Raw genomic sequence first — 12,649 nt, forward strand, 5'->3', positions numbered from 1 at the left:
TTTCACTCATCAAACGCCCCACGTTGATAAGCAGCATATTCGGCCGAACCGGCGTGGTGACGACGCAATTGCGTCGCCCAACCAGCTTCCGCGTCCTTATCGCCCAGCTTATGCTGCACCTTAATCGCGAGCCACAGCACATCGGCCGTCAGGCTCTCCATCTTTGCCACCTTGTTCAAACGGGTCACGAAGAAATTGGCGCGCACATAATCGCCCTTCTCAACATACACCCGTGCCAGATTGGCGTTAGTGGCCGGCAGGTCAGGCGTCAACTGCAAGGCTTGCAGCAGATAACGCTCCGCGCTGGCGTAATCCTTGATCTTCAATGCGCACGAACCGGCGTTGTTCGCGGCACTGGCCGGCGAACGGTAACTCCGGTTGGTCAGGGCCGCATCAAACAGCGGCAGGGCTTCCTTCACGCGGCCAAGCTGGCACAGGAAGGAACCATAGTTGTTGGCCAAGTCCGGGCTGTTCGGCGCCAGCTTGCGGGCGCGGACGAAGTTATCCTCGGCCAGGCCGTTCTCGCCCATCTGCTGGTAAATCAGGCCGCGCATGCCATAGCCGTCGGCGTAGTTCGGGTCGGCGGCCAGCGCCAGCTTGACTTCATCCAGCGCCACCGCGTACTGGCCACGCTCGAAATAGCCGATCGCCAGCTGCATGCGGATATCGACCTTGCGCTGCACGGCGGTGGCGTCGGAGGTGGTGGTCAGCTCGGCCTTGCCGCTGTTACCCGGTTGCGATCCCGACGAGGCACAGCCGGCCAGCGCCCCTGCCACGCAAAGCGCGACGAGACTGAGCCGGCTACGCTGCGCCAGGAAGATCATCAGGAACGGATCTCCACGATCTTGCCGAAGTTGGCGCCGAACTTGTTCTGGTATTCGGCCATTTTTTCCATCCGCTCCTGGACCTTGGTGCGGTCCTGCACCTCGCCGGCCAGCTGGCCGCAAGCAGCGTCGATGTCGTCGCCACGGGTTTTGCGGATGGTGGTGACGATGCCGGCGTCCAGCAGGATTTGCGCGAAGGCCGAAATGCGCGGGTTCTTCGAACGCAGCAGACCCGATTCCGGGAAGGGGTTGAACGGAATCAGGTTGAATTTGCAGTTCACGCCGAACTCCGGGTGCTGGACCAGCGCCACCAGTTCGCGCGCGTGCTGGTCGGTGTCGTTGACGCCATCCAGCATGCAGTACTCGAAGGTGATGAAGTCGCGCGGCGCAAACTCGATGTAGCGCTTGCAGGCGGCCATCAGCTCCTTGAGCGGGTATTTTTTGTTCAGCGGGATCAGGCCGTTGCGCAGCTCGTCGTTCGAGGCGTGCAGCGAGACCGCCAAGGCCACCGGCACATCCTGCGACAGCTTGTCGATCATCGGCACCACGCCCGAGGTGGACAGGGTCACGCGGCGGCGCGACAGGCCGTAGGCGTTATCGTCCAGCATCAGCTTGAGCGCAGTGGCGGTCGGCTCATAGTTGAGCAGCGGCTCGCCCATGCCCATCATCACCACGTTGGTGATCTGGCGCTCGCCTTTCGGGCCCGGTTCGATGCCCTTGGTGCGGCGCAGTTCGAATTCGGCCATCCACAGCTGGCCGATGATTTCGCCCACGCTCAGGTTGCGGCTGAAGCCTTGCTTGCCGGTCGAGCAGAAGCGGCAGTTGACGGCGCAACCGGCTTGCGTGGAGATGCACAGCGTGCCACGGTTCTCTTCCGGGATGTACACGGTTTCGACCGCGTTGCCATTGCCGACGTCGACCAGCCATTTGCGGGTGCCGTCGGTGGAGGTGTGGTCGCTGATGATGGCCGGCGCCACGATCTGGGCGCGGGTCTTCAGTTTGTCGCGCAGCGACTTGGCCAGATCCGTCATGCTGTCGAAGTCCGACGCACCGAATTGGTGGATCCAGCGTTGCAGTTGCTTGGCGCGGAACGGTTTCTCTCCCAACTCGGCGCAATAAGCGATGAGCTGCGCGGGATCGAAATCCAGCAAGTTGGTCAGAGGTGCGTTCATATCTTGGCTCAAAACAGTACTAATCATTTAAATTCCGTTTCCGCACCGCAGTGCGGGAACGGAATCCTTACATCAATTACTTACCGAAGAAGTAAGCGATTTCAACAGCAGCGGCTTCAACAGCGTCCGAACCGTGAACGGCGTTAGCGTCGATCGAATCAGCGAAATCGGCGCGGATGGTGCCTTTGTCTGCTTTCTTAGGATCGGTAGCGCCCATCAGTTCGCGGTTTTTCAGAACGGCGTTTTCGCCTTCCAGGGCTTGGATCATGACTGGACCCGAAACCATGAAGTCCACCAGATCTTTGAAGAAGCCGCGCTCTTTGTGAGCAGCGTAGAAGCCTTCAGCTTCTTCGCGCGACAGTTGCTTCATTTGAGCGGCAACGATCTTCAGGCCAGCTTCTTCGAAGCGGGTGTAGATCTTGCCGATCACGTTTTTTGCAACTGCGTCTGGTTTGATGATCGACAGGGTGCGTTCGATTGCCATTTGAAAAACTCCAATAAAAAGAAAGGTTTAAAACAAGAATTGATAATCCAATCAACCTTTGATTTTACCATAGAACACCCCATATTCCGAAAAGCACGGCAATGAAGCCGGTTTAAGTCCGGATTAAGTGCATTTTTGGCATGATTTTGCTCATTCTCGGCCCGCCATGCTATGCTTTTAGCAAGCGGTAACCTTTACCCCGCATTTGGAGGTATTACGATGATTAACATGCAAAAAACTTACGACCTGGCGGGTAGCCGTCAGGCGGTGCAGCATAAAGTGCTGCGCAATACGTACTGGCTGCTGGCCCTGTCGATGGTGCCGACCGTGTTCGGCGCGGCGCTGGGCGTGGCGCTGCACCTGCCGCTGGGCGGCGGCCTGATGGCGCTGCTATTCCTGGCGGTGGCCTTCGGCTTCATCTGGGGCATCGAGAAGAACAAGGATTCCGGCGTGGGCGTGGCCCTGCTGCTGGGCTTCACCTTCTTCATGGGCCTGATGCTGACGCCGCTGCTGTCGCGCGTACTGGGTTTCTCGAACGGCGGCTTCCTGATCATGGCGGCGTTCGGCGGCACGGCCAGCGTGTTCGCGGTGCTGGCGTCGGTGGCGACTGTGTCCAAGCGCGATTTCTCGGGCATGGGCACCTGGCTGTTCGCAGGCGTGGTGATTCTGATGCTGGCGTCGATTGCCAACATCTTCCTGCACATCCCGGCGCTGTCGATCGTGATCTCGGTGGTGGCGATTGGTATTTTCTCGGCGTACATCCTGTATGACGTCCAGCAGATCATCAACGGCGGCGAGACCAACTACATCCGCGCCACCCTGTCGCTGTACCTGGACGTGTACAACATCTTCACCAGCCTGCTGCAACTGCTGGGCATCTTCGGCGGTGATCGCGACTAAGCGTCATCTGCCCTCCTCAAAAAGCCGGCCTTCGCGCCGGCTTTTTTATTGCGTGCTTATTGCTGGCTTACACCGCGCACCTGGAAGCGAGTGGTAGCGATGGGGGTGGCGTTGGCGTCGATCAGGGCTAGCTGGTGTTGGCCCGGCGTTGGACGCCAGGCGTAATCGGTGCTAGCTTGGGCCAGCGGCTCGCCGTCCAGCTGCCAGCGTAGCCCCTGGCCGCCCTGGGCGAGGAAGAAGACGCGCTGGGTGGCGTCCGGAATATCGGGATCGAGAGCCAGGATGCTGGCGTCGCCCGGATACAGGATCTTCGGCGCGCGATGCTCGTCGTGCACCAGTGTGACCAGCGGGCTTTCGGTGCCGGCGATGAACCACTCTCCGCGTGCCGATTCCAGCTCCGGCTGATACGCGATCTGCTGCCGCACCACGCCGGCCGGCGGCTTGGGCGCGCGGCTGGCGGTGCTGCGGTGCAGGTAATCCATCACGTCGCGCCACACCGGCGCCGCGCCGCTGACGCCCGACACGTCCCACATCGACTGGCCATTGAAATTCCCCACCCAGACACCAACCGTGTACTTTTCCGAATAGCCCACGCACCAGTTATCGCGCATGTCTTTGCTGGTGCCGGTTTTGACCGCTGCCCAGAAAGTAGTCGCCAGCTCGTTCTTCAAGCCGAAGGTCAGGCTGCGCGCCGCGCGGTCAGCCAGGATATCGCTGACGATGAAGGCGGCCCGCGCATCGAGCACGCGGCGCGGCTGCGGCGCCTTAGCTGCCTGCGGCGCCAGCATGGCCGCGCTGTACATGCCGCCATTCGCCAGCACGCGATACGCATTCGCCAGCTCCAACAGCGATACCTCGGCCGAACCCAGCGCCAGCGAGTAGCCGTAGTATTCGGCCGGCTGCGTCAAGCTGCTCAAGCCCACATCGCGCAGACGCTCATGAAAACGCTCCATCCCCGTCATCATCAGCGTGCGCACGGCGGGCACGTTGAGCGAACTGGCAAGGCTGGTGCGCGCGCTGACGTAGCCCTTGTAGCCCTTGTCGTAATTCTGCGGCGCGTACATGCCCGAGCCGGTCGAGATATCGATCGCCGTATCATCCATCAGCGAGGCCGCCGTGATCTGCTTGCGTTCCAGCGCCAGCTCATACAGGAAAGGCTTGAGGGTGGATCCGGCCTGGCGCAGCGCCGCCACGCCATCGACGTCGGAGCCGCCCGCGTTGCCAACATAGGCGAGGATTTCGCCGCTAGCGTTTTCCAGCACGACCACCGCGCCGTCGTTCACATTGCGGCCATTCAGCGCCGCCAGCTGCTGGCGCAACACAGCCTGCGCGTGACGCTGCAAGCCTCCATCCAGCGTGCTGCGCACCGCCTGCCCGCTGCGCGTCAGCAGTTGCTGCGCCACTTGCGGCGCAGGCGCCAGCTTGCCCGCCAACTGCGGACGGCTCCACGCCACGATAATGCGCAACTGGATTTCGCTGCAGGTCGAGGGCAGCTGCAACTCGTGCGCCAGCGAACACGCGCGCTGCGCCACCATTTTCTGTCCGGCCGCCGGAGCGCGCAGCAAGCTGGCGAGAATCACTGACTCGCTTGAATCCAATCCCGATGGCGCCTTGCCGAACATGCTGCGCGCCGCCGCCCCCACACCTTGCAGCTCGCCGCGATACGACACCATGTTCAAGTACGCCTCCATGATCTGCTGCTTGCTCCACTGCGCATCGAGCTCGCGCGCGGCCGTCACCTGATCCCATTTCTGGCCCCAGTTGCGTCCCTTGGCGACAGGCTGCAAGGCAGGATCGAGCAAGGCCGCCAGCTGCATGGTAATGGTCGATGCACCGCGCGGGCGGGTGCGGAACAGGTTATCCCATGCCGCCTTGGCCGCCGCGCTCCAATCCACGCCATTGTGTTCGTAGAAGCGCTGGTCCTCCGCCTGCAGCACCGCCGCCGGCAGCGCGGGCGAGATGTCGCCCAGCGCCACCCACGGCAAGCGCCGCACCGCCATGTCGATACGCAGCGACTGGATCGCTACACCGTGGCGGTCCAGCAGCTCCGCGTCCGACGAGCGGTACGCAGCGCGCACCTCGTCAAACGCCGGCACGGCATGGACATTGGCGCCGGCCAGCGCCAGCACAATGGCGGAGGAGATCAGTTTCATTTCACGTTCATCACTGCGTTCGGGGATGCGCCGAACATTTCAGGGCTGTACATTGCTTCCACCCGCGTCGGCGGCAGGTTGAACTGGCCCGGATTATTCAAACGCACGGTGTACTCCACGCTCCATTTGCCTTTCGGGACGAAGCTGTAGAACGCGCGGTAGCCTTCAAAAGTGCGTTCCTGGAAGGCCGGATACACCCAACCAGTACTGCGTTCACCGCCGGTAGCGATCTTCGAATCGCCGCCCAGTCCCGAGCCCAGCACCGTGGCGCTGGCCGGAATCGGATCATCCACCACCACCCACGTCATGTCTGACTGCGCTTCCAGATCCAGGTGCACGCGGTAGGTGTCGCCTCGCGACCATGCGCCCTTCACTTTCTGCTCCAGCGGCGTGATGGTCTTGGCGATCTTGTAGCCGCTTGCCAGCGATGTCTTGAGCGGCACGGCGGACAAGGTTTGCACCGTCACCCACGGCTTGCCCGCGCCGGCATGCTCCAGTTCCAGCGGACCGGCGCCGCCGCGCGGCCACGGCAGCATCGTCGTGCCGCCAGCCGGATCGCCGCCAAAGGCGATGCTCTTGCTGGCATTGCCCAGCGTGGCGCCAGCCGTGCCGCTTACTTTATCGCGCTCAAACAGCTGCGAGAATTTGTCGATCGCCAGCACGCCCCATGCGTTGGCGACGGTGGTGCCCCAGCGGCCCTTCTTCTGCCGCCCCAGCGCACCGCGCGCGAGGCGGCCGATGTCGTCCTTCCACGCCGGGTTGTCGGCCATGACCAGCAACAGGCGGTTGGCGTTGCTGTCGGCCGAGGACATCAGCCACCACCAGTCATCGGTGCGCTCGGTCGAGAAGGTCATGGTGGTGCCCTGCAGGTTGAGGCGCGAACGCAGGATCTGGTCCACCTCCTTCAAGCGCTGCGCGTGCTGCGGCAGCTTGGGCGAGCGTTGCAGGATCTGGTACCAGTCGATGACGGCGGACGTCGGCCACAGGTTCGGCTGCACCGTGAAGGATTCCAGCTCACTGGCGCTGACGGCGCGCGAACGCGACAAGGCTTCCAGCGCCGCGATCTTGCGCACGGCTAGGTCGGCGGTCGGCAGCGACGAGTAGCGCACCACCTTGCCCTGCACGAAAGCCAGCAGCGCGGATTCCATGCGGCCTTTGAGCGCGTCGGGAATCGCGTAGCCGGCTTCGCCGGCGGCGGACAGCACGTAGGCTGTCAGCGTATCGCTGCCCTGCTCCATCAGCGAGAAGTATTTGACCAGGCCATCGGCGTCCAGGTAGTTGGGCAGTTTTTCCACCGCCGCGTTCCACATGGCCTCATCATGCAGCGCGATCGAGCGTGAAGTCACCTGTTCGAAGCAGCGATACGGATATTGCAGCATGTAGTCGCGCACCCCCGGCAACTCGCCACCCAGCTTGGGGCTGAACTGCACTTGCACGCCGCCGCGTCCTGCCACTGAATCTTCCGGCGCTTTGACAGCGATGCTCTGTTTGCGATCCAGTTGCAGCAAGGTCGCCTGCATTACCGTCACCGGCACGGCAGGCACCACCTGCTGCTTGATCTTGATGCGGTCCGACGAGGCAGCGCCGCCCCCCTCCACTGCGGCGCTGACGTCCCATGCCAGCGTGTTGGAGGACAACGGCACTTGCACGTCCCAGCCCACTTCGCGCGCCTGCCCGGGATCCAGCGCCACCGTCTGTGGCGACAGGGCTTTGCCTCCCGCGTTGGCGTTGAGGGTGGCTCTCACTGCGGCGTCGGTGGTATTCCGCAGCGTGAAAGTGGCGCGGAAGCGATCGCCCTCGCGCACCAGCGACGGCAGGCCGGAAAGCAGGATCAGGTCCTGCGAACTGCGCACCTCGGTGCGGCCGGTGCCGAACAAATCGGCGTCGGCGCTGGCCACCGCGACGATCCGGAACGCCGTCAGCGAATCATTGATCGGCACCTGCACCGTGGCTTCGCCGTTGGCATCCAGCGTGACGCGCGCTTTCCAGAACAGCAGCGTATCGAACAACTCACGCCCCGCCCCCTTGCCGCCGCCACCGCCGGCCGGCACCGCCTTCCGGCCAAAGTGGCGCTTGCCGACCACCTGCATCTGCGCGGTGGCCGTGGTCACTTGCAGGTTACGCTGCTCCATCATGGCTTCCAGCAGATCCCAACTGGTATTCGGCATCAGCTCCAGCAGACCAACGTCCACCGCTGCCAGCGCCACCTCCGCACCAGCCGGCGGCGCGGAGCCGTCGGAGCGCGTCACCTTGACTTTCACCGCGGCCTTGTCGCGCACCTTGTAGACTTCCTTATCCGCCTTGACCTGCACCTTGAGTTCATTGGCCGACCAGCCCACGCGCAGCGGTGCGATACCCAGTTTGTAAGCCGGCTTGCCCAGGTCGACCAGCGCCGTTGGCTGCACGCCGCTCACACGGCCACGCACCACCATCGCGGAGACGTAGACATTCGGCGCATACTGCTTCTTCACAGGAATCGAGAACACCGGCTCGCTGCCGCTGAGCGGACGAACATACGCATCGATCACGCCCTCGCGCTCCACTGTAATCAGCGCGGTCGCTTCGCGGAACGGCATGCGCACCTGGAAGGTGGCAGTATCGCCCGACTCATAGCGCTTCTTCTCCGGCAGCAGATCGATGCGGTCGTTGTCGGTGGCGGCGAACCACCAGTCGGCGCCGTCGGCCACCCACACCTCGCGATGCGCGACGGCGGCATGCTGTTGCGCGTCCTGCGTCTTCGCGCGCAAAATCAGATTGCCCGATGCGGGCGCCTTGGTCTGGCAGATCAGCAAGCCCTTGCTGTCAGTCTTGCCCTCGCAGGCCGCGCCGAGCAGCTTCACTTCGCTGCTGTTCTCGTAAGCGTAGAAGCCGCCGATCAAGCGGCGTCGATGCGAGTAAGACTGACGCTGGAAGAAGTCCACCGCCACCGGCGCATCGGCCACCGGCTTGCCTTGCAAGTCCAGCACCGCCACCGTGAACTTGAGCGCGTCCTTGCTGGCCACCCATCCATCCGGCTGGATGCCGATCACGTAATTCGATGGCCACAACGGAATGCGCGTAGCGGCGGACAGCGTTTCGCCGTTGGCGTCCTGCCAGGTCATCTCGGCCATCACCTCGCGCGGCGTTTGCACCTGCGGCAACTGGTCCAGCGAGACGCGCGCGCCACCGGCCTTGTCCAGCGTCAGGCTGCGCGTGCGGACCGCGCCGGGACTGGCGGCAGCGTCTTCCTCGCCCTCGAACATGCCCTCGTCATCATCGAAACTGCCGCCGCGCTGTTCGACGCCCACCTTGACGTCGCCATTGCTGAAGCTGAAGTCCGCATAATCCTCAAAGCTCACGCTCTTGTCCTGCACCACGGTGCGCAACTGCACCGGTGCGTCGCCCGCGCCGCCGCCGGACAGGTAACTCAGTTGCACGTCCAGATCCACCGCCGACGCCTGCACTGCCGGCGTCTTCGGTCCTTGCAGCAGCGCCTTCATGGTCGGCACCCGGAACTGCTCGACACGGAAACGGCCCGACCCGCGACCGCCTATCATCAACTGATACCAGCCCTGCTTGGCGTCGGCCGGAATCGACCATGTGTTGTCGGCCGAGCCGTTGGCGCTCCACTTCAGCGGCAGCTCGTACTGCTGGCCGCTGCCTTCGTGGATGATGAACATGCTGCTGGCCTGTTCCTTGGCCGCGCGCACCAGCCCCTGCTCCACATGGCGGCGCAGGAAGTGCTTCATGTGCACCGTTTCACCGGCGCGCAGCAGCGTACGGTCAAACACCGTGGATGCAATCAGATTATCAGCGCCGAAATAACCGGTCGGCAGATTAAAGCGCCACGTCTCGATGCCGCGATCCCAGTCGGACAGCGTGAACGTCATGTCGCCGCCCAGCCGCGCGCTGATGAAGAAGCGCTGCTCGTCCTTCTGCACCAGCTCCTGCCGGATGTGCGCCAGGCCGCCGCTGTCGGTCATGCCTTGCCACAGCAGCTTGCCGTGGTAGTCGCGCACTGTCACCTGCGCCTGCGGCACCGGCTTGCCCTTGTCGAGCGACGTCACCCACACCAGCGACGATTCCGCGCCGTGCTTGAAGTGCGCCACCATATTGGTCACCAGCGCGGCCGAACTCACATACGCCGGCCCTTTGCCCAGCGCCAGCCCTGCCCCGAGCTTGGGGCTCGCCAGCTCCACCACATAAAAGCCCGGCTTGCGCAGCGGGATGCCCACCACTTCAAACGCCTTGCCGCCGCCCGGCTTGGGCATGGTGAAGCGTTCGACCTTGCCGGCCTTGGCGTCCAGCAGCGGCTTGATCATCTTGTCGGCGTAAAGTTCCTGCGGCTCCCAGCTGTAGCTGCTGCCCATGCGCTTGAGCCATGCGATGACTTGCTGGTCCTGCTGCTCGGTGGACGCCGCACCGTCGTTGACGCGCAAGGCCGCACCATCGACTTTGGCGCCGGCCACTTGCGCCTCGACGTTGCGCACCGTGACCGGCAGCAGCTTGTCGCTCTTGGCTTCGATAATACCGAAGCGCGCCGGGAATTTGACCAGCGGCGGCTGCGCATCGGTACGTATCGCCATCGGGAAGCGCGATTGATTGACCAGCGCGCGGCCCGCATCGTCCCTCAGCGCGGCCGGCAGCGAAACGCTCAGCTTCGCGCTTTCCGGGAACGGCCCCTTGAAAGTCAGCCATTCAAGGTACTCGCTTTTTTCCTCTTCCTTGTCGAGCACCGGCTTGAAGACTTTGCCGCCCGGCCCCGTGATCTTGACGGCCAGCCCGTCGGCGCGTTTCACCGGCGCGGAGAACTGCACGCGCATCGGCAGAAACGGCACGCAGCCGGCATCGGCCGACAGCCTGTCGCAACTGAAGCGCGCCGTGAAGTCGGGCCGCGTCTTGTACGACAGCGTTTGATCCTGCGTGGTGACGATGCCGCTACCGGCCTTGATCCCCGCGCCCCACACCAGCGACACCTCGGTCGCCGCCGGCAGATTGCGCTTGCACTGCAGGACCGCCAGCGGCAGGCGCTCCAGCTTCTTGTTGTTGACCGCCGTGGTAGCGCGCCACACCAGGCCGCGCGCCTTGAAGTACAGCGACAGATAGCGCTCGGTGAAGGCCTTGCGCATATCCAGCACCTGCTGGCGTTCCGCGCCCTGTAGCACGCGCACACCGATTTTTTCGTTGATGCCATCGGCGCGGCACCATGCATGCGCAGCCACCGTGTCATCGCTGGCCGGTGCGTCGAGGCCCAGCACGAAAATCTGCTGCTCGTCAATGTAGCTAGATCCTTCGCGCGGCGCTGCCTCCACCACGGCCGGGCCGCCGGTATCAAAACTGAATTGGCGCGCCCCGCCCAGCGGCTTGCCGCTCAAATCCTTCAGCTCATCGCGCAGCGTGAAGCGGCAAGCCACGCCGGCCGGCAGGTCGCGGACAAAATCGTAGCTCCAGTTACGGCCATCGATCCAGCGGCCCTTGCCTTCTTCGGGACAGTCGACGGTGAACGGATCGCCGAGCCGCATGTCGCCCAAGGGGACCATCTGCCCGCTGAAGCGCGCCGCCACCTGGCGCACGCCTTTGACGGTGCCGGAGGGCGAAAACGAAGTGACGGAAGTATCGGCCAGAACGGCCAGCGGGCTGCAGAACGCAGCCAACGCGATGAGGCGGGACAGGAGGCGCATGCCAACTCCAGGCGCTGATAAAGGATCAGCTCAGTGTTGCGCACGCCTCCTGCAAAGTCAATAACATTAGAAGAAAAACACTTACACCAGATCGAACACCGCCATCGACTCGACGTGCGAGGTGTGCGGGAACATGTTGACCACGCCGGCTTTATCGAGTTTGTAGCCGGCCAGGTTGACCAGTACGTTGGCGTCGCGCGCCAGCGTCGATGGACTGCACGAGACGTACACAATCCGCTTCGGCAGGAATTCCGGATTGGTCTTGCGCAGTTCACTCAGCGCCAGCGACAGTTCCATCGCGCCGTCGCGCGGCGGGTCGATCAGCATGCGGTCGAACTTGCCCAGCTCAATCAGATCCTGCGGCGTCACTTCGAACAGGTTGCGGTTGTAGAAGGTGGTCTTGCTATCGAGGCCGTTGGCCTTGGCGTTGCTCAGCGAACGGTCGGTCAGCGCCTGGCTGCCTTCGATGCCCACCACTTCGCGCGCCAGCGTCGCCAGCGGCAGGGTGAAGTTGCCCAGGCCGCAGAACAGATCGGCCACGCGGTCTTCCGGCTGCACCTCCAGCAGGCGCAGCGCCTTGTGCACCAGCACGCGGTTGATGTGGTGATTCACCTGGGTGAAGTCGACCGGCTTGAACGGCATGCGCACGCCGTATTCCGGCAGCAGGTAGTGCAGCTGCGGCTCCAGCGGGTAGAACGGCTCGGCAGTTTCCGGGCCCTTGGTCTGCAGCCAGAACTGTATCTTGTATTGGTCGGCGAAGGCCTTGAGCTTGGTTTCGTCGTCGGCCGTCATCGGCGCCATGATGCGCAGCACCAGCACGGTGACGTCTTCACCGATGGCCAGCTCGATCTGCGGGATCTGGTTGAACAGGGTCAGCGAGCCGATCAGCGCGCGCAGCGGCAGGAACATGTCGGACACGTGCTTCGGCAGGATCTGGCAGCTCTTGATGTCGGCCACGAAGACCGATTTCTTTTCCTTGAAGCCGACCAGCACCGTGCCTTTTTTCTCGACCCAGCGCACCGACAGGCGCGCGCGGTAGCGGTAGCCCCAGGTCGGGCCGTACATCGGGCGCATGATGTTGTCGGCCGTGACTTTGCCGATGTGCCACAGGTTATCTTCCAGCACGCGCTGCTTGATGGCGACCTGCGCGCCCGGCTCGATGTGCTGCATGGAGCAGCCGCCGCAGTAATCGAAGTGTTCGCACTTCGGCTTCACGCGCATCGACGATTCGCGGTGCAGCGCGGTCATGCGCGCCGCTTCCCAGTTCTTTTTCTTCTTGAAGGTTTCGAAGCTGACGCGCTCGCCCGGCAAGGCGCCTTCCACGAACACCACTTTGCCCGGCGTGCCGTCTTCATTGTCTTGCAGGTGGCCGACGCCACGGGCGTCCATGTCGAGCGATTTGATGTCGATGGTATTTTCTTGCATAGCGTTCAATATTGAATGGCAAAAGGAAGGC

At 63.3% G+C, this 12,649-nt stretch carries 7 protein-coding genes; 1 reads left to right on the top strand and 6 read right to left on the bottom strand.

The window, feature by feature from the left end; translation table 11 throughout:
• Positions 1-2 precede the first annotated feature (2 nt).
• From pilW to ndk, 3 genes are all read right to left on the bottom strand, one after another.
• Entirely contained in the window at positions 3-824 is an 822-nt protein-coding gene (gene pilW / locus BMZ70_RS11065; protein WP_092273662.1) for a type IV pilus biogenesis/stability protein PilW, read from the bottom strand.
• A complete protein-coding gene (gene rlmN, locus BMZ70_RS11070) occupies positions 824-1,996 on the bottom strand; it encodes a dual-specificity RNA methyltransferase RlmN (protein ID WP_092273665.1) in 1,173 nt (390 codons plus the stop codon). The genes pilW and rlmN overlap by 1 nt, the downstream gene beginning before the upstream one ends.
• Positions 1,997-2,072: 76 nt before the next feature.
• Entirely contained in the window at positions 2,073-2,480 is a 408-nt protein-coding gene (gene ndk, locus BMZ70_RS11075; RefSeq protein WP_072780823.1) for a nucleoside-diphosphate kinase, read from the bottom strand.
• A 219-nt stretch (positions 2,481-2,699) separates the two neighbouring features.
• Here ndk and BMZ70_RS11080 point away from each other — a divergent pair, with 219 nt between their 5' ends.
• Positions 2,700-3,380, top strand: coding sequence for a Bax inhibitor-1/YccA family protein (locus BMZ70_RS11080; protein WP_092273668.1), 681 nt, complete (start codon positions 2,700-2,702; stop codon positions 3,378-3,380).
• A gap of 56 nt (positions 3,381-3,436) precedes the next feature.
• Here BMZ70_RS11080 and pbpC read toward each other — a convergent pair whose 3' ends face one another.
• From pbpC to rlmD, 3 genes are all read right to left on the bottom strand, one after another.
• Positions 3,437-5,533 carry a penicillin-binding protein 1C gene (gene pbpC, locus BMZ70_RS11085; RefSeq protein WP_092273671.1) on the bottom strand — a complete coding sequence of 699 codons (2,097 nt, stop codon included), beginning with the start codon at positions 5,531-5,533 and terminating at the stop codon, positions 3,437-3,439.
• Entirely contained in the window at positions 5,530-11,193 is a 5,664-nt protein-coding gene (locus BMZ70_RS11090; protein WP_092273674.1) for an alpha-2-macroglobulin family protein, read from the bottom strand. Before BMZ70_RS11090 ends, pbpC begins: the two co-directional genes overlap by 4 nt.
• Before the next feature lie 81 nt (positions 11,194-11,274).
• Positions 11,275-12,618 (bottom strand): 23S rRNA (uracil(1939)-C(5))-methyltransferase RlmD, encoded by a 1,344-nt coding sequence (gene rlmD / locus BMZ70_RS11095; RefSeq protein ID WP_092273677.1) that lies wholly within the window; start codon positions 12,616-12,618, stop codon positions 11,275-11,277.
• Between the last annotated feature and the right edge of the window lie 31 nt (positions 12,619-12,649).

The organism is Duganella sp. CF402 (assembly GCF_900109645.1).
Taxonomy (GTDB): domain Bacteria; phylum Pseudomonadota; class Gammaproteobacteria; order Burkholderiales; family Burkholderiaceae_D; genus Rugamonas.

What these genes read in the sequence shown, in the direction of transcription:
- pilW (WP_092273662.1), bottom strand. Translation starts at nt 824, where the DNA reads ATGATCTTCCTGGCGCAGCGTAGCCGGCTCAGTCTCGTCGCGCTTTGC.
- rlmN (WP_092273665.1), bottom strand. Translation starts at nt 1,996, where the DNA reads ATGAACGCACCTCTGACCAACTTGCTGGATTTCGATCCCGCGCAGCTC.
- ndk (WP_072780823.1), bottom strand. Translation starts at nt 2,480, where the DNA reads ATGGCAATCGAACGCACCCTGTCGATCATCAAACCAGACGCAGTTGCA.
- BMZ70_RS11080 (WP_092273668.1), top strand. Translation starts at nt 2,700, where the DNA reads ATGATTAACATGCAAAAAACTTACGACCTGGCGGGTAGCCGTCAGGCG.
- pbpC (WP_092273671.1), bottom strand. Translation starts at nt 5,533, where the DNA reads ATGAAACTGATCTCCTCCGCCATTGTGCTGGCGCTGGCCGGCGCCAAT.
- BMZ70_RS11090 (WP_092273674.1), bottom strand. Translation starts at nt 11,193, where the DNA reads ATGCGCCTCCTGTCCCGCCTCATCGCGTTGGCTGCGTTCTGCAGCCCG.
- rlmD (WP_092273677.1), bottom strand. Translation starts at nt 12,618, where the DNA reads ATGCAAGAAAATACCATCGACATCAAATCGCTCGACATGGACGCCCGT.